This window comes from Burkholderia sp. MSMB1078WGS (assembly GCF_001528895.1).
Taxonomy (GTDB): Bacteria; Pseudomonadota; Gammaproteobacteria; order Burkholderiales; family Burkholderiaceae; genus Burkholderia.
This window is the reverse complement of record NZ_LPDI01000025.1, coordinates 276,244-291,969: the sequence shown is the minus strand read 5'-3', so window position 1 is coordinate 291,969 and position 15,726 is coordinate 276,244. Positions and strand designations below refer to the sequence as shown.

Sequence of the window (15,726 nt, the reverse complement as noted above, 5' to 3'; positions counted from 1 at the left end):
GGGGCTAACGGGGCAGGGGGGTGAACGGTGGCGTCCGTATCGGGACAGTGGGGCAGGCAGCGTGAACCGACGCCCGTGCTCGCGACGTCGGGCGTAGCCGGCTCGCTGCCGGATGATACGCGTCAGCGGGCGGCCATCGCGACGGCCTGATCGCTCCGTCCCGTCACCAGGCAGCCCGACATGAAGGCCTCGCTCTGGCTGCCGGCGGCGGTTTCGCCGAAGCCGCGACCGAGCGCATCGGCCCTCACCTGCGCGGCGCCTTGCTCGCACGCGAGCGGGCTGGCGTCGCGGCCCTGCGCGTGCAGGATCGCGCGATCGCCGATGAGATAGGCCAGCAGGGCGAAAACGGCGATATGTACGGCTCGTCTCATGGTTCGTCTCCTCGTTGCTCAAGCGTAACGCGGACACGTTCGACGAAGCACTTGGGGCTTCCCCCGGTAAACGTCTGCTGAAAGCGGTGGCGAGGCAGGACGATCCTGTCCTGTTTTTCCGTCGCCGTGCGATGGCCGGGCAATGCACGCGAGTTTGACAAATGTCAGGGTGCGGGCCGGCGGCGGCGGTCGCACGGCCGTTCAAAGCGATAGCATGAATGCATGATTTGACGGAACGCGATGCAAGGTCGACGCATCGGGTCCGGCAAGCAGGCAGGTGTTGAAGATCGCTGTCGAAATAGTGAGGAATCCAAATGTTGAACGTCTCGTCCGTCCTGATCAGTCTTGCTCCGATGTGGGCCATCCTGCTGCTGGCGTCTTCGGCAGCCGCCTATTTCGTGTTCTGGCGCAAGGTCATCGAGTGAGCGCCGCGCGACCGCGTGCGCACGGTGCGCACGCGTGACGCGCCGTTCCCGTCATTGCACCGCCGTTACCGGCACATTCGAAATCCGCAACAGCCGGGCCATCACGCTGCGCCGAAACACCGACATCAATGCGTGCAGCGGATCGCGTCCCGGCACGGCCACGACGATCTCGTCGCACCCGGTTTCGGCTGCCGTGGCCGCAATCGTATCGGCCACCGGCCCGACCTTCATCACGACGCTGTATTTCACGTCCGCATCGCGCAGGAGCCGCTCGGCCATCGCGAGATCGTCGGTCGCGAATCGTGTCTCGATCGCGCGCAACCGCGACAGCGGGTGATAGGCCTCGAGCCGCGTCGATTCGAGCGGTGCCTGCACGTTGACCAGCACGACCTCCGACGCGCAGCGCTCGCGATACAGAAAAGTCGCGTGCCGGACGGCCTGAAGCGAGCGCGGCGAATGGCCGACCGGAACCAGCAGCTTGAGCATGGATGATGAACCCGGAAACGAAGTGCTTCCAGCGTAGCGGGCGGCCGGACGAAACGATCTAAAGAGATCGGCCGGCCGCATAAAAATGTCGTTAACGCACGCAGCCCCGTGACGCACCAATTAAAAATATAAGAAATTTAAGTTTATGCGCATAAACGGCAGCGAGCGGTAGCGCCGGCCCCGGCCGGTCGGTGCGGACTCTCGTCGCGAGCGCGATTCAGTCGGATCCGCAATGAATTGCGCCGCAAAATATCGGAGGTCGCCCGGGGCGCGTCGCGTAGAGTAGAGCGTCGGCCGCCGCCCGGCGGCGCGCCATCCGATACCGCATCCCAGGAGACCCGCATGCCGCACGGCGCCCCGCAGTTTCTCGCTCCCGCTTCCATTTCCGTCGATCCGATCGTGCGCCTGTCGGCCGGCGAGCTTGCGTCGGCGATCCGCGGCAAGGCGGTTTCATGCGTCGAGACGATGCGTGCGTATCTTGATCACATCGAGCGCGTGAATGGCGCGGTCAACGCGATCGTCGCGCTGCGCGAGCGCGATGCGCTGCTGGCGGAAGCCGCGGAAAAGGACGCGGAGCTGGCGCGCGGCGAGTACCGCGGCTGGCTGCACGGGATGCCGCAGGCGCCGAAGGATCTGGCGATGACGAAGGGGCTGCGCACGACTTACGGCTCGCCGATCTTCCGCGAGAACGTGCCGCAGGCCGACTCCGTCGGCGTCGCGCGGATGCGCGCGGCCGGCGCGATCTTCATCGGCAAGACCAATACGCCCGAGTTCGGGCTCGGTTCGCACACGTTCAACGAGGTCTACGGCGCGACGCGCAACCCGTACGACCTGACGAAGAGCGCGGGCGGCAGCAGCGGCGGCACGGCGGCGGCGCTCGCGTCGCGGATGCTGCCGGTGGCGGACGGCAGCGATTTCGGCGGTTCGCTGCGTAATCCGGCCGCGTTCTGCAACATCTACGGCTTCCGTCCGTCGCAGGGGCGCGTGCCGCGCTGGCCGGGCGTCGACGTGTTCATGCAGCAGTTCGGCACCGAAGGGCCGATGGGCCGCACGGTCGGCGACGTCGCGCAACTGCTCGCAATCCAGGCCGGCTACGACCGCAACGATCCGCTGTCGCTCGCGGAAGATCCGGCGGCGTTCGCGCAGCCGCTCGACGCGGACCTGCGCGGCAAGCGCGTCGCGTGGGTCGGCGACTGGAACGGCTATCTCGCGACCGAGGCCGGCGTGCTCGCGCAGTGCGAGCGCGGGCTGGCGACGCTGCGCGAGATCGGCTGCGACGTCGATGCGGCGCTGCCGGCGTTCGCGCCCGACCGGATCTGGCGCCTGTGGCTCGCGCACCGGCACCTGTTGTCGGGCGGCGGGCTGCTCGCGCACTATCGCGACCCGGCGCGGCGCGCGCTGCTGAAGCCCGAGGCGATCTACGAGGTCGAGGGGCTGCTCGCGATGCAGGGCGCGGCGGTGTTCGACGCGAGCGTCGAACGGACCGCGTGGCATCAGGCGGCGCTGAGCTTCTTCGACCGTTACGACTTCATCGCGGCGCCGACCGCGCAGGTGTTCCCGTTCGACGTCGACCAGCGCTGGCCGAAGGAGATCGCGGGCCGCGCGATGGACACCTATCACCGCTGGATGGAAACGGTCGTGCCGTGGACGCTGGCCGGCTGCCCGGTGATCAACGTGCCGGTCGGTTTCAACGACGCCGGCTTGCCGATGGGGATGCAACTGATCGGTCGTCCGCGCGCCGATCTCGCGGTGCTGCAGCTTGCGCGCGGCTACGAGCAGGCGGCCGGCTGGGTGGCCCGGCGAGTGCCGGCGTGGATGGCAGCGTAAGAACGGCAGCGTAATACCGCGGCCGGCAAGCAGCCGGTAAGCCGGGCGACGAAACGGGCGGCGACGGGCTGCCCGTTTCGTTGTCCATCGCTCGACGCGAAGCGCGTGGCGGATGCATTGCGTCGCGTCGCCGCCGCAGGCCGGAGCCGGCATCCATTGATGCAACCGGAGAAAGAATCGCGGGACGTGCGCGACATCGCGCGGCAACCGCACGGGAATCTGCGCGACGGGGCCCGTCGGCCGCCGGATTGCAAGCGGCGGCGCGGCCCGATTTCGTTTCGATGTGTTTCAGTCGTTGCGGCGGCGCGCGACGCGCTTCGACAATATCGCCTCGACCATTCGGGCACGAGGGAAACACATGAAGCACATTCGCGCGACGGGCCGGCATCTGGCCTCGGCAGGCATCGCGTTCGGCATCCTGGTGAGCGGCGCCGCGCACGCGCAGCTCGACCTGCAGTCGATCGGCGCGTCGCTGTTCGGCGGCGGGCAGCAGCAGGCGGCGCCTGCGCAGGGCGGTGTCGCGCAGTTGCTGCAGGCCTATGTCGGTGCGAACCAGCAGGTGCTGAACGGCCAGTCGTCGCTCGCGTCGGCGATGGGGCTGACGGGGGCGGCCGGGCAAGCGCAGCAGGCCGCGAGCCAGTTGTCCGGCGGCGATGCGCTGTCGCCGGCCACGCTGTCGCAGATGGGCGGCGCGCAACAATCGGTGTCGCAGGCGCTCGGCCAGGCATTCGCGAGCGGGGGCGCCACGCACGGCCCGATCGACAAGCAGGCGTTCAGCAACGGCCTCGCGTCGCTGGGGCAGGGCCTCACGCAGTATTCGCAACTGCAGTCGGGGCTCGGCAATCTCGGCTCGACGAGCGCCGCGTCGTTGCTGCAATCTGGCCTGAATCCGCAGAACATGCAGGCCGCGACGTATATCGCGCAAAGCGCGCCGGGCCAGTTGCAGTCGCTTGCCGCGACGCTCGGCCAGGCCGTGCAGTTCGCGACGAGCCAGGGTATTTCGGTGCCGTCGGTCGCGTCGTCCGCGCTGAAGCTGCTGCCGTAACGCTGCGCGGTGGCGTGCGCGATGCTGTGGCCGGCATCGTGCGCGCCGGTGACGCGCCATGGCCCCGCACAACATGGGGATTTCGCGCGATGCTATCGTGGCGTGTTCCTCCCATCGGTGCCGGTTCATGACTGACTCGTTCGACCTCTCGCGCTATTTCTCCCGCATCGGCTACGACGGCCCGGCCGAACCGACGCTGGACGTGCTGCGCCGGCTGCATCTGCTGCATCCGCAGGCAATCCCGTTCGAAAACCTCAATCCGCTGACCGGCGCGCGGGTCGCGCTCGACCTGCCCGCGCTCGTCGACAAGGTGATCGAACGCCGCCGCGGCGGCTACTGCTTCGAACTCAACAAGCTGTTCTACACCGCGCTCACGACGATCGGCTTTCGCGTGACGCCGCTGATCGCGCGCGTGCGCTGGATGCGGCCGCCCGAGATCGTCACCGCGCAGACGCACATGCTGCTGCGCATCGATCTCGACGGCGCGGCGTGGTTCGCGGACATCGGCTTCGGCAGCGCGACGCTGACCGCGCCGCTGCGCTTCGTGCCGGGCGAGCGGCAACTGACGCCGCACGGCGCGTTTCGCGTGATCGATGCACCGGTCGATGGCGAATTCGACATGCAGTTCGAGATCCCCGACGGCTGGCAGACGACCTACCGCTTCTCGCTGAAGCCGGCCGAGTGGATCGATTACGAAGCCGCGAACTGGTTTACGTCGACGTATCCCGAATCGATCTTCGTGAACGACCTGATCGCGTGCCGTGTGCTGCCGGACGGCCGCGCGGCGTTGCTCAACACCGTGCTGACGCTGCGCGACGCGGCGGGAGCCGGGCGCACGGTCACGTTCGACGATGCGGCCGACTGGGCGGCGTGCCTGCGCGACACGATCGGCATCGATACGGCGGGATTCGATCTCGACGCGCTGTTCGCGCGGCTTGCGGCGCGCGCGACGTAACACGGATACACGACATCGCCGGCGGCTCGCACGCGGGCCGTGACCGTCCCGCCATCGTCTTCGGTTGACTTTTGCTAGTTTGCTAGCATACTAGTAACCATGACCGACGAAGAAGTGAAGCAATTCAACGTGTACCTGCCGCTGAGCCTGATCCGGCAGGTCAAGCATCGCGCCATCGAGACGGAGCAGTCGCTGTCCGCGCTGGTGGCCGACGCATTGCGCGCGTATCTGGCCGCTCCGCAACCGGGGGCCGGCCCATCCGACAAGGAGGAGTGACATGTCATCCGAGCGAATCGAAGCCGTGTACCTGACGACGCACAACTGGGGCAAGTCGGCGAAGTTTTTCCAGGCGCTGGGCTTCACGCTGGAATTCGAAACCGATCATCACTCGGGCCAGCTCAGGTGCGGCGACGGCCCGTTCCTGTTCATCGCCGAGGTGCCGGCGAGCGAGAAGCCCGACATGCAGGTCGTGCTGAAGGTGCCCGACGAGCAGGCCGTGCGGCCGCAACCGATCGTCGACGTGGTCACGCCGTTCGAGGATACGCACTGGGGCACGCGCGACATGACCGTGCGCGATCCGGACGGGCGCGTGTGGCGCCTGCAGGCGCCGGGCAAGTCCGGTGCATGAGGTGATGACGATGACCGACCGCCATCAGGATGGGCCCGACAGCACCGCCGAGCGCGTCGCGCTGTGGCGCGCGCTTCACGTCGAACTCGATGAGCCGCCGCACGTGCTCGCCGATGAAGTCGGCCTGCGTCTGCTCGCGCCGCCGCCCGGCTGGCAGCGGCGTGGCGACATGGATCAGCGCTTCACGCGGCCGTTTCGCGCGTCGATCGTCGCGCGGGCGCGCTTCATCGAGGATCTCGTTGTCGACGAGGCCGCGCGGGGCGTGAACCAGTACGTGATCCTGGGCGCGGGCCTCGACAGTTTCGTACAGCGCCGGCCCGAGATGGCATCGCGACTGACCGTCTTCGAGGTCGATCCGCCCGCGCCTCAGGCGTGGAAACGCCGCCGCCTGATCGAACTCGGCTTCGGCGTGCCGGACTGGCTGCGCTTCGTGCCGGTCGATTTCGAAGCGAAGCAATCGTGGCACGACGCGCTCGTGCGGGCGGGCTTCGATGCGGACAAACCGGCAGTCGTGGTGTCCACCGGCGTGAGCATGTACCTGACGCACGAAGCGAACGTGGCGGCGTTGCGCGAGGTGGCGTCGCTCGCGCCGGGCTCGACATTCGCGATGACCTTCCTGCTGCCGCTCGAACATGCCGATCCCGACGTGCGCCCGGGCCTCGAAATGGCCGCCAAGGGCGCGCGCGAGAGCGGCACGCCGTTCATCAGTTTCTTCACGCCGGCGCAGATTTGCGCGCTCGCGACGCAAGCCGGCTTCACGCGGGCCGAGCACGTGTCGGCGGCGGACCTCACGCGCCGCTATTTCGCCGATCGTACCGACGGGTTGCGCCCGCCGAATCGCGCGGAGGAACTGCTCGTCGCGACGGTGTGACCGCGGCGTGCCGCGCGTGTGAGCTTCACGCCCGTTCGAGCACGGCCATCTCCCGCACGACCACGAGCAGCACCGCGAGGCTCGCGCCGCCCGACGCGCGCAGATCGGCGAGCAGGTGCTCGTAGCGCGCGAGCGCGGTCTCGCGGCGCGCGCGCCACGCGCCGACGATCGCGTCCGGCGTGGTCGAATCGGGCGATTCCGCCAGCGCGCTGGTGGCAAGCGTGCGCTTGAGCCGCGCGACTTCCGCGAGCGCGGCCGCGCGCGCCAGCATGTCCCAGTGCGTCGGCGTCGGCAGCGTGGCCGCGCGTTCGCCGATCCACCCGTAGTTGAGCAGCGTGCCGAGCGAGAAGTAGACGCCCGCGACCAGTTCGAGGCTGCGATGGCAGGTCGCCGCCACTTCGGCGATGTCGAGCAGCGCGGCCGAGATGTCGCCGCTCGCGACGCGCCCGGCGAGCGCGGCGTCGACGCCGGCGTCGACCAGCACGCGTTGCCGCTCGGACAGCGCATCGAGATCGTCGGCCGGCAGCAGCGACGGCAGTTGCGGCGCGATGCGCTGCACTGCGTCGCGGCAGCGCGCGATCAATCCGGCGACGCCGCCGTCGGCCACCGCACCCGACTGCAGATGCCGCAGGAACCACAGCGCCGCGCGCTCCAGCAGCCGCGCGACGTCGACGAACATGCGCGCCTGTACGTCGTCGGCGACGCGGTTGTCGAGCGCGTCGATGTCGCGCCATACCGCATCGAGGTCGAACACGTCGCGCGCCATGATGCACGCGCGTACGATGTCGCCGGGCTTCGCGTCGGTCTCCTCCATCAGCCGGTGCACGAATGCGCAGCCGACGCGGTTCACGAGCGCGTTGGTCAGGTGCGTCGCGAGAATTTCGCGGCGCAGCGGATGGCGGCGCATCGGCTCGCTGAAGCGCTGTTGCAGCGGCTTCGGGAAGTAGTCGACGAGCATCGCCGCCACCAGCGGATCCTCGGGCACGTCGGATTCGAGCAGCGCGTCGTAGAGCCACATCTTGCTGTACGCGAGCAGTACCGCGCGCTCCGGCGACGTGAGGCCGAGCTTCGCGGCCTGCCGCTCGGCGACTTCGTCGTCGGTCGGCAGGAATTCGATCACGCGGTTCAGGCGGCCCGCGCGTTCGAGCCAGCGCATCAGGCGCGCCTCGGCGTCGAGCAGTTCGACCGCATGGCGGCCCGCGATCGACAGCGCCTGCGTCTGGTAGTAGTTGTCGCGCAGTACGAGCAGCCCGACTTCGTCGGTCATCTCGGCGAGCAGCGCGTTGCGCTGCTTCTCGGTCATCTCGCCGTCGGAGACGACGAGCCCGAGCAGGATCTTGATGTTGACTTCGTGATCCGAACAATCGACGCCGGCCGAGTTGTCGATCGCATCGGTGTTGATGCGGCCGCCGCGCTGAGCGAACTCGATGCGGCCGAACTGCGTGCAGCCGAGATTGCCGCCTTCGCCGACGACCTTGCAGCGCAGGTCCGCGCCGTTCACGCGCACCGCGTCGTTCGCGCGGTCGCCGACCTGCGCATGAGTTTCGCGCGTCGCCTTCACGTAGGTGCCGATGCCGCCGTTGTACAGCAGGTCGACCGGCGCCTGGAGGATCGCGCGGATCAGCTCGGTCGGCGGCAGTGCGTGCGCGTCGATGCCGAGCACGGCCTGCACGGCCGGCGACAGCGGGATCGTCTTCGCGGTGCGCGGATACACGCCGCCGCCCGGCGAAATCGCGGCCGTGTCGTAGTCGGCCCAGCTCGAGCGTTCGAGCGCGAACATACGCTGGCGCTCCGCGAAGCTCGTCGCCGGGTCGGGGTTCGGGTCGAGGAACACGTGCCGGTGATCGAACGCGGCGACGAGCCGGATATGCGGCGACAGCAGCATCCCGTTGCCGAACACGTCGCCCGACATGTCGCCGATGCCGACCACGGTGAAGTCGGTGGTCTGCGTGTCGACGCCCATCTCGCGGAAGTGCCGCTTCACCGATTCCCACGCGCCGCGCGCGGTGATCGCCATCTTCTTGTGGTCGTAGCCGACCGAGCCGCCGGATGCGAACGCGTCGTCGAGCCAGAAGCCGTATTCGTGCGAGATCGCGTTCGCATAGTCGGAGAAGGTGGCCGTGCCCTTGTCGGCGGCGACGACCAGGTACGGATCGTCGGGGTCGTGACGCACGACGTCGGGCGGCGGCACGATCGCGTTGCCGGCGAGGTTGTCGGTGAGGTCGAGCAGCCCGCGCAGGAACGTCTGGTAGCACGCGATGCCTTCGCGCATCCATGCTTCGCGATCGCTCGGCGGCGGCGGGTTCTTCACGACGAAGCCGCCTTTCGAGCCGACCGGCACGATCACGACGTTCTTCACCATCTGCGCCTTCATCAGCCCGAGCACCTCGGTGCGGAAATCCTCGCGGCGATCCGACCAGCGCAGGCCGCCGCGCGCGACGCGGCCGCCGCGCAGGTGCACGCCCTCGACACGCGGCGAATACACCCAGATCTCGAACATCGGCTTCGGTTCGGGCAGCCCGGGCACCTTCGCCGGATCGAACTTGAACGACAGGTACGGCTTCGATTCGCCGTTCGCGTCGGCGAGGAAGTAGTTCGTGCGCTCGGTCGCGTTGATCACGCCGAGGAACTGGCGCAGGATGCGGTCTTCGTCGAGATTCGGCACCTGGTCGAGCGCGCCTTCGATCGCCTTCAGCAGCCGTTCGGCCTGCACGTCGCGCGTGTTGCCGATGTGCGGGTCGAAGCGCAGCAGGAACAGCTCGACGAGTTGCCGCGCGATCGCCGGATTGCCGGTCAGCGCGCGTTCGATATAGGCATCGCTGAAGGTCGATCCGACCTGCCGCAGGTATTTCGCATATGCGCGCAGGATCGTCACTTCCCGTGCGCTCAGGTGTGCGCGCAGCACGAGGCGGTTGAAGTCGTCGTTCTCGATCCGGCCGCTCCAGATTCGGTCGAATGCATCCTCGAACAGGCCTTTCACGCGCTCGATGTCGAATTCGGTATCGTCGGCGAGCTCCAGCCCGAAATCGTGTACCCACGCATGCGTGCCGTCCTGCGTCTGGATCCGGTACGGCCGCTCCTCGTCGACGCGCACGCCGAGGTGTTCGAGCATCGGCAGGCTGCGCGACAGCGCGATCGGGTCGCCCGCGCGATAGACCTTGAAGCGGAACGCGCGCGGCTCGGCCTCGATCGGCCGGTACAGGTTCATCGCGAGCTGGCCCGAATCCTTCACGCGCTCGATCAGCTCGATGTCGCGCACGGCCGTACGCGCCGGATAGTCGTCGCGATAGCCGGCCGGGAACGATTCCGCGTAGCGCTGCAGCAGACGGTTGCCTTGCTCTTCGCCGAATGCGTCGAGCAGCGCGTCGGCGAGGTCGTCCTGCCAGCGGCGCGTGACCTGCACGAGCCGCGTTTCGAGTTCGCGCGTGTCGACGTCGGGCATCGTGCCCGGTTCGGCATGCACGACGAAATGAATCCGTGCGATCGCCGATTCCGACAGCAGCGGCGTGAATTCGACGTTCACGCCGTTGTACGCATCGACGAGCAGCTTCGCGATGCGGCGGCGCAGGTCGGTGTTGTACTTGTCGCGCGGCACGAACACGAGGCACGACACGAAGCGGTCGAAGCGGTCGCGGCGCACGAACAGGCGCGTGCGCTGGTGTTCCTGCAGGCGCAGGATGCCGAGCGCGATGTCGTAGAGCTGGTCTTCGTCGGCCTGGAACAGTTCGTCGCGCGGATAGGTTTCGAGCACCGTCACCAGCGACTTGCCGAGATGCCCCTTCGGCAAGAAGCCCGCGCGCCGCACGATGTTCGCGCATTTGCGGCGCACGATCGGGATCTCGGCGCTCGACACCATGTACGCGGTCGACGTGTAGAGCCCGATGAAGCGGCGCTCGCCGGTGACCTTGCCGTCGGCGCCGACGAGCTTCACGCCGACGTAGTCGAGATAGCCGGGGCGGTGCACGGTCGCGCGCGAATTCGCCTTGGTCAGGAAGATCGGCCACGCGCCGGTGATGATGTCGGCGGCGGCCTGCGGCAGCGGCGTCACGTCGGGCGCATCGGACGTGCGCAGCGATTCGCGCAGGATGCCGAAGCCCGAGCCCTCGATGCCGCGCAGGCCGAAGCCCGTGCCGTCCGATACGAGCGCGTAGTCGCGCTGACCGAGGAACGTGAAGTGATCGGCGGCCATCCATTCGAGGAACGCGCGCGCCTCGATGTCCTCCGCGGTCGATTCGCGCGCCTTCATCTCCTTGATCGTCGCGCGGGCGATGTCGACGATCTTCGGCCAGTCCTCGACCGACGCGCGCACGTCGCCGAGCACGCGCGCGATGTCCTCGCGCAGCGTGTCGAGCAACGCGGCGTCGCCGCAGCGGTCGACTTCGAAATGGATGAACGACGCGAGTTGCGACTGGCCGTCGGCGGACGTCGCGCCGCCCGCGTCGACCCGCTCGATGCCGCCGCCGGCACCGCGCCAGATGCGGAACACCGGGTGCAGCGCCGAGTGCAGCGCGAGCCCGAGACGGTTGACGGCCATCGTCACCGAGTCGACCAGGAACGGCATGTCGTCGTTGACGATCTCGATCACCGTGTGGTCGGAATGCCAGCCGTGCTGTTCGAGGATCGGGTTGTACACGCGCAGGCGTTCGCTGCCGGGCACGAATTTCTGGGCGGTTTGCCAGTGCGCCATCGCGGCGCCGTACAGGTCGGCGATGCTGCGGTTCTGCAGATCGTCGGCGTCGACGAAATCGTAGTAGTGACGCAGGAAGGGTTCGACGATCCGGAACGTGGCTTCGGGCAGCCGAGCGCGCGCGAATTCGACGACGTCGGAGAGCAGGTGTGCGACGACTTCCTCGTTCTTCGCTTCCATGGCGGTCTCCGTCGGGTGGCCATTGGCTGCTGCGTCTGTCCGGCATTATGCGCCGATTGCGTGACAAAGCGATGTGCGGGCGCACAATGGGCGAGGGCCCGCGCCGCGAAAGCCGCCCGCACCGCCCGTGACGGGCAGCGCGGGCCGGGATCACGAGAGTTCGGGAGGCTTCAGGTCGGGGTGCCGTGCATGGAGCGGATTCATGAAGTCGACCAGCATCGTGGTCAACAGCGACGAAACGAATTTGCGATAGATCACGAACTCGGCGTCGGGACACGACGCTTTCACTGTTAGCAAGGAGCGGTCCAGATCGGCGCCCATTTGCAGGATCAGATCGTTCAGCGCACGTGCGACGTGTTGGTCCGAGATCATGTATTGCCTGTCGGTACGGTCATTGGCGAGTATTTGCTCGCGTATTTCTCTCCGCATTCGGGGCTGCGGTAGGAGCCCAAGTGCGTTGCCGATGGTCGGGGTGCCGACGAAAACAACGACGCTGCTTCGCGTGCCAAGGCAGAAACAATGATTCGTTGTGCGAAGGTATCTTCACAAAAGTCTGAGAAAAGCCTTTGATTCACTTCGCAGTTGGATCGGAATGTTCGCTGGACGCCGCGATGTTCCCGAAAGTTAGTGGTAGCGAGAATCGTTGTCAACGGCGATATTTCGAGATAGCTGATGCGATCGGATATTTGAAGACGCTGCGGGATGTCGATTGAGGGGCGGTCGGATCGGAACCGCGTCGCGATCGGACGATGACGACGCGCTCCCGTGCTTCGGAAGCGCGCCGTTTCGGTGCGACGCGCTTTCAGCGCTCGTCACTCCACAGCTTCCCGGCCGTCGCCCAGTTCTCCTTCTTCACGTCGGTCAGGATGATATCGACCGAGCCCGGCGTGCAGCCGAGCGTTTCGCACGTGACGCGCGTGATTGCTTCGACGAATGCGCGCTTTTGCTCGACGGTGCGGCCTTCGAAGAGCTGGATATTGAAAGTCGGCATGACAGATGCTCCGGTTGGGATTGAACGATTGACGACGAACGATTCGGTCGGGTGTGGAGGCAGCGTCAGTCGCGATACGACGGATCGATCCGGTCGAGCCGGCGCAGCAGCGCCGGCCATTCCAGTTCGCCTTCGATCGCGCCGCCGTCGCGCAGTTGTTCGGCGGTGCGCTCGGCGACGGCCGGCTCCGGCAGCACGAGCGGCCCGCCGCCGGCCTGCGCGCGCACCTGGATGTCGCACGCCTTGATCAGCGTATCCATCAGCACATAGGCTTCGGCGACGGTGCGGCCGACCGTCAGCGTGCCGTGGTTGCGCAGCAGCATCGCGGATTTCGCGCCGAGACTCGCGGTCAGCCGCATGCCTTCGGCCGGCGAGAACGCGAGCGCTTCATAGTCGTGGTACGCGAGATCGCCATGAAAGCGTAACGCGTGCTGCGACGCCGGCAGCAGCCCGTCGCGCTGGATCGACACGGCGATGCCGGCCGTATTGTGCAGGTGCATCACGCAGACGGCGTCGGCGCGCGCGGCGTGCACGGCCGCATGCAGCGCGAAGCCGGTCACGTTGACGGCGTGCTCGCCGTCGCCGATCCGCTGGCCGGCCAGATCGATCTTCACGAGGTTCGATGCGCGAACCTCGTCGAACGTGAGGCCGAACGGGTTGATCAGGAAGTGGCCGGGCTCGCCGGGCACGGTCGCGGACAGATGCGTGTAGATCAGGTCGTCCCAGCCGTTCAGTGCGACGAGCCGGTATGCGGCGGCGAGGTCGACGCGCAATCGGCGCTCGGCGTCCGAGATCGGGCCGCCGGGCTTCACGGCATCAGGACGGTGTGCGAACGACATCGGGTTCTCCGAGGGTGAGGCGGCGCGCGACGGCTACGGTTGCCCACGACGCGAGCGCGAACGGGGCCGTGAACACCGGGATGCCCGCGCGCATCGCGAGCCATTGAATCAGCGCGGCGAGTGCGGCGGCCGCGAACGCCGCACGCGGCCCGCGCGACATCAGCGCAAGGGCGGCGAGCGCGCCGTTGAAGCCGAGCAGGCCGCCGGCGAACGACGCGCCGCTTGCGCCGAGTGCGACCAGCAGCACGGTCGAGACGGCCGCGCCGCCAAGCGCGAACGCGGCCGCGCGGCGGGATGCGACGGCGAGGCCGGCGACGACCAGCGAGCCGGCCCATGCGCCGTGCGCGAAGGTGGTCTGGGCGATACCGGACAGCAGCGCGTCGGTGGCGCAAGCCGGCGTCAGCAGCGGGCCGGCGGTTACGCCGTCCGCCTGTTGCAGTGCGATAAACGGGAACCACAGCGCGGTGACGGCCAGGCACGGGCTCGAATACGGGCACTGGCGCCAGCGGGCGAGCGATCCCCGCATCGCGCGTTGCACGAGCGCCGCGCCGATCGCCACCAGCGGCGCCAGCGCGACGGCGGCGAGTTGATGGGGCGCGAACAGCACGGCGATCAGCGCGGCCAGCGCGCCGTTGAAGCCGTGCAGCCCCTGTTCGACGTCGCGGCGCTCGGCGCCCGTCAGCACGGCCGTCATGCTGGCGGCGGCGGTGCCGACCAGCGCCGCGCACGCGAGCCGCAGGTCGGTCAGCGCGAGCGCGGCGAGCAGCAGCGTGCCGGTGAGCGCGTTCGCCTGCAGCACGACCTGCCCGATGCCGCGCAGCAGAATGCGCAGGTCGATCGGCGGCGAGGCAGGGCGGGCGGTAGGCATGATGACGGCGGAACAGGATGAGCCGCGAGCATAGGACACAATCTCATGCACCGGAATAGGGAATTCTGGATAGTCGGGATTTGTGCGACGATGCCCTGCAATGGGAAACCGGGAGGCGGAACGATGCGTGAAGTGCGGTGGGCGTCGCTCGAAGGCGACGGGGTCGAACATCTGACGTTCGACCGGAGCGGCGGCGCGCTCGTCGTCGAAAGCGCGGTGGTCGGCCAGCGGTACGGTCGTGCGTATGGGCTTGCGTATCGCGTCGAGTGCGATGCGCAATGGCGCGTGACTTACGCAGTGCTCAAGGTAATGGGCGGCGGCACGCTCGAATTGCGCGGCGACGGGGCCGGGCATTGGCGCGACGGTTCAGGCCGTGCACTGCCGGAACTGGAGGGTTGCATCGACATCGACATCGCGGCGACGCCGTTCACGAATTCGCTGCCGATCGGCCGCCTCGGGCTCGCGCGCGGCGAGCGACGGCCGATCGACGTCGCCTACATCTCGACGCCGGACCTGACCGTCAAGCCGGTCAAGCAGGCTTATGCGTGCATCGAACCGGGCCGCCGCTACCGCTACGAAGGGATCTTCCGGAATTTCACCGCGGAAATGGACATCGACGACGACGGGCTCGTCGTCGATTACGAGACGCTGTTCAGACGCCTGCCGGCGCCGCCGACGGCACGCTGAACCGCGGCGTGCGTCGCCGCCGGCCGCTCCTGCGCGGACGCGAAGCGGTCGATCCGCGACGCGATCATGTCCGGGTGACGCAGCACGATCCAGTGCGTGCCGTCGATTTCCTCGCGCACGTGGTCGCCGAGCCAGCGATCGAGGTCGACCGACATCTCGGGCGTCACGTAGCGGTCGCGCACTGGAACCAGGATCTGCACCGGCGCCTGCGCGTACCGTTCGCGCGGCCTGCGGGCTCGTGCGAGGAAATTCGCGCGGTACATCTGCATCCCGTTCAGCGCGTTCTTCAGTTGCGCGGGATCGCGCTCGGCACGCACGCGCTCGGTGAGCTGGAGCCAGCGCGGCCACAGCGCGGCACCGCCGAGCCGCCACACCAGCGACGGCACGAGCGGCAGGTGGAAGAACGCGATGTACCACGACTTCAGGCTCTGCCTGACGCGCATCTTCGCGCGGAACACGTGATCGAGGCACGGGCCGGAGATCGACGTGTACGACGCGATGCGGCCGCGGAACGCCGGATCGGTCACGGCTTCCCAGCACTGGATCGAGCCCCAGTCGTGGCCGACCAGGTGGAACGGCCGGCCGCCGCAGGTCGCATCGGCCACCGCCTTCAGGTCGCCGGCGAGCCGTTCGAGCGTGTAGTCGGCACGGCGGCGCGGCGCATCCGATGCACCGGCGCCGCGCACGTCGTATGCGATCACGCGGTAGCGTTTCGCGAGCCGCGCGCGGATCGGCGCCCACACGGCCGCCGAGTCGGGATAGCCGTGCACGAGGATCAGCGGCGGCGCGCGACGCGAGCCGCTTGCGTAGACGGCGAGTTTCACGTCGCCCGACTGGACGGTCAGCATCTCGGGAGCGCGCGCCAT

The 15,726-nt window shown here is 68.1% G+C and carries 15 protein-coding genes; 7 read left to right on the top strand and 8 right to left on the bottom strand.

Annotated features, from left to right (window positions below):
• Positions 1-122: 122 nt before the first annotated feature.
• Complete coding sequence (locus tag WT24_RS06115) at positions 123-371, bottom strand: hypothetical protein (protein ID WP_059500242.1); 249 nt, start codon at positions 369-371, stop codon at positions 123-125.
• 476 nt (positions 372-847) lie between these two features.
• Complete coding sequence (locus tag WT24_RS06110) at positions 848-1,282, bottom strand: universal stress protein (protein WP_060031920.1); 435 nt, start codon at positions 1,280-1,282, stop codon at positions 848-850.
• A gap of 342 nt (positions 1,283-1,624) precedes the next feature.
• On the opposite strand from WT24_RS06110, the gene WT24_RS06105 reads away from it, so the two are divergent.
• The 6 genes from WT24_RS06105 to WT24_RS06080 all read left to right on the top strand — a co-directional run bounded on the left by WT24_RS06105 (position 1,625) and on the right by WT24_RS06080 (position 6,608).
• The gene (locus tag WT24_RS06105; RefSeq protein ID WP_060031917.1) at positions 1,625-3,109 is read left to right on the top strand and encodes an amidase; all 1,485 of its coding nucleotides are present in this window, start codon (positions 1,625-1,627) and stop codon (positions 3,107-3,109) included.
• 358 nt (positions 3,110-3,467) lie between these two features.
• Complete coding sequence (locus WT24_RS06100; protein WP_059500245.1) at positions 3,468-4,154, top strand: hypothetical protein; 687 nt, start codon at positions 3,468-3,470, stop codon at positions 4,152-4,154.
• 127 nt (positions 4,155-4,281) lie between these two features.
• Positions 4,282-5,109 carry an arylamine N-acetyltransferase gene (locus tag WT24_RS06095; protein WP_060031914.1) on the top strand — a complete coding sequence of 276 codons (828 nt, stop codon included), beginning with the start codon at positions 4,282-4,284 and terminating at the stop codon, positions 5,107-5,109.
• 99 nt (positions 5,110-5,208) lie between these two features.
• Positions 5,209-5,385 carry a ribbon-helix-helix domain-containing protein gene (locus WT24_RS06090; RefSeq protein ID WP_059500247.1) on the top strand — a complete coding sequence of 59 codons (177 nt, stop codon included), beginning with the start codon at positions 5,209-5,211 and terminating at the stop codon, positions 5,383-5,385.
• A 1-nt stretch (position 5,386) separates the two neighbouring features.
• Entirely contained in the window at positions 5,387-5,737 is a 351-nt protein-coding gene (locus tag WT24_RS06085; protein ID WP_059789652.1) for a glyoxalase/bleomycin resistance/extradiol dioxygenase family protein, read from the top strand.
• A 10-nt stretch (positions 5,738-5,747) separates the two neighbouring features.
• Entirely contained in the window at positions 5,748-6,608 is an 861-nt protein-coding gene (locus tag WT24_RS06080; protein ID WP_060032083.1) for a class I SAM-dependent methyltransferase, read from the top strand.
• Between the two features lie 25 nt (positions 6,609-6,633).
• On the opposite strand, the gene WT24_RS06075 is transcribed toward WT24_RS06080, so the two are convergent.
• From WT24_RS06075 to WT24_RS06055, 5 genes are all read right to left on the bottom strand, one after another.
• Complete coding sequence (locus WT24_RS06075) at positions 6,634-11,475, bottom strand: NAD-glutamate dehydrogenase (RefSeq protein ID WP_060031910.1); 4,842 nt, start codon at positions 11,473-11,475, stop codon at positions 6,634-6,636.
• 150 nt (positions 11,476-11,625) lie between these two features.
• Positions 11,626-11,847, bottom strand: coding sequence for a hypothetical protein (locus WT24_RS06070; protein WP_060031907.1), 222 nt, complete (start codon positions 11,845-11,847; stop codon positions 11,626-11,628).
• Between the two features lie 430 nt (positions 11,848-12,277).
• Positions 12,278-12,466: a 4-oxalocrotonate tautomerase gene (locus WT24_RS06065; protein WP_059500251.1), complete on the bottom strand. Its 189-nt coding sequence runs from the start codon at positions 12,464-12,466 to the stop codon at positions 12,278-12,280.
• A 65-nt stretch (positions 12,467-12,531) separates the two neighbouring features.
• Positions 12,532-13,305, bottom strand: coding sequence for a class II aldolase/adducin family protein (locus tag WT24_RS06060; RefSeq protein WP_059500252.1), 774 nt, complete (start codon positions 13,303-13,305; stop codon positions 12,532-12,534).
• Positions 13,283-14,173: an urea transporter gene (locus WT24_RS06055; RefSeq protein WP_060031903.1), complete on the bottom strand. Its 891-nt coding sequence runs from the start codon at positions 14,171-14,173 to the stop codon at positions 13,283-13,285. The genes WT24_RS06060 and WT24_RS06055 overlap by 23 nt, the downstream gene beginning before the upstream one ends.
• A gap of 123 nt (positions 14,174-14,296) precedes the next feature.
• Here WT24_RS06055 and WT24_RS06050 point away from each other — a divergent pair, with 123 nt between their 5' ends.
• A complete protein-coding gene (locus WT24_RS06050) occupies positions 14,297-14,860 on the top strand; it encodes a putative glycolipid-binding domain-containing protein (protein WP_059789649.1) in 564 nt (187 codons plus the stop codon).
• Here WT24_RS06050 and WT24_RS06045 read toward each other — a convergent pair.
• Positions 14,812-15,726 carry an alpha/beta fold hydrolase gene (locus tag WT24_RS06045; protein ID WP_060031899.1) on the bottom strand — a complete coding sequence of 305 codons (915 nt, stop codon included), beginning with the start codon at positions 15,724-15,726 and terminating at the stop codon, positions 14,812-14,814. The two genes, WT24_RS06050 and WT24_RS06045, sit on opposite strands and share 49 nt — an antisense overlap.

Bases quoted from the DNA above. Each gene is read 5' to 3' on its own strand.
- WT24_RS06115 (WP_059500242.1), bottom strand. From the start codon at position 371: ATGAGACGAGCCGTACATATCGCCGTTTTCGCCCTGCTGGCCTATCTC.
- WT24_RS06110 (WP_060031920.1), bottom strand. From the start codon at position 1,282: ATGCTCAAGCTGCTGGTTCCGGTCGGCCATTCGCCGCGCTCGCTTCAG.
- WT24_RS06105 (WP_060031917.1), top strand. From the start codon at position 1,625: ATGCCGCACGGCGCCCCGCAGTTTCTCGCTCCCGCTTCCATTTCCGTC.
- WT24_RS06100 (WP_059500245.1), top strand. From the start codon at position 3,468: ATGAAGCACATTCGCGCGACGGGCCGGCATCTGGCCTCGGCAGGCATC.
- WT24_RS06095 (WP_060031914.1), top strand. From the start codon at position 4,282: ATGACTGACTCGTTCGACCTCTCGCGCTATTTCTCCCGCATCGGCTAC.
- WT24_RS06090 (WP_059500247.1), top strand. From the start codon at position 5,209: ATGACCGACGAAGAAGTGAAGCAATTCAACGTGTACCTGCCGCTGAGC.
- WT24_RS06085 (WP_059789652.1), top strand. From the start codon at position 5,387: ATGTCATCCGAGCGAATCGAAGCCGTGTACCTGACGACGCACAACTGG.
- WT24_RS06080 (WP_060032083.1), top strand. From the start codon at position 5,748: ATGACCGACCGCCATCAGGATGGGCCCGACAGCACCGCCGAGCGCGTC.
- WT24_RS06075 (WP_060031910.1), bottom strand. From the start codon at position 11,475: ATGGAAGCGAAGAACGAGGAAGTCGTCGCACACCTGCTCTCCGACGTC.
- WT24_RS06070 (WP_060031907.1), bottom strand. From the start codon at position 11,847: ATGATCTCGGACCAACACGTCGCACGTGCGCTGAACGATCTGATCCTG.
- WT24_RS06065 (WP_059500251.1), bottom strand. From the start codon at position 12,466: ATGCCGACTTTCAATATCCAGCTCTTCGAAGGCCGCACCGTCGAGCAA.
- WT24_RS06060 (WP_059500252.1), bottom strand. From the start codon at position 13,305: ATGTCGTTCGCACACCGTCCTGATGCCGTGAAGCCCGGCGGCCCGATC.
- WT24_RS06055 (WP_060031903.1), bottom strand. From the start codon at position 14,173: ATGCCTACCGCCCGCCCTGCCTCGCCGCCGATCGACCTGCGCATTCTG.
- WT24_RS06050 (WP_059789649.1), top strand. From the start codon at position 14,297: ATGCGTGAAGTGCGGTGGGCGTCGCTCGAAGGCGACGGGGTCGAACAT.
- WT24_RS06045 (WP_060031899.1), bottom strand. From the start codon at position 15,726: ATGGCGCGCGCTCCCGAGATGCTGACCGTCCAGTCGGGCGACGTGAAA.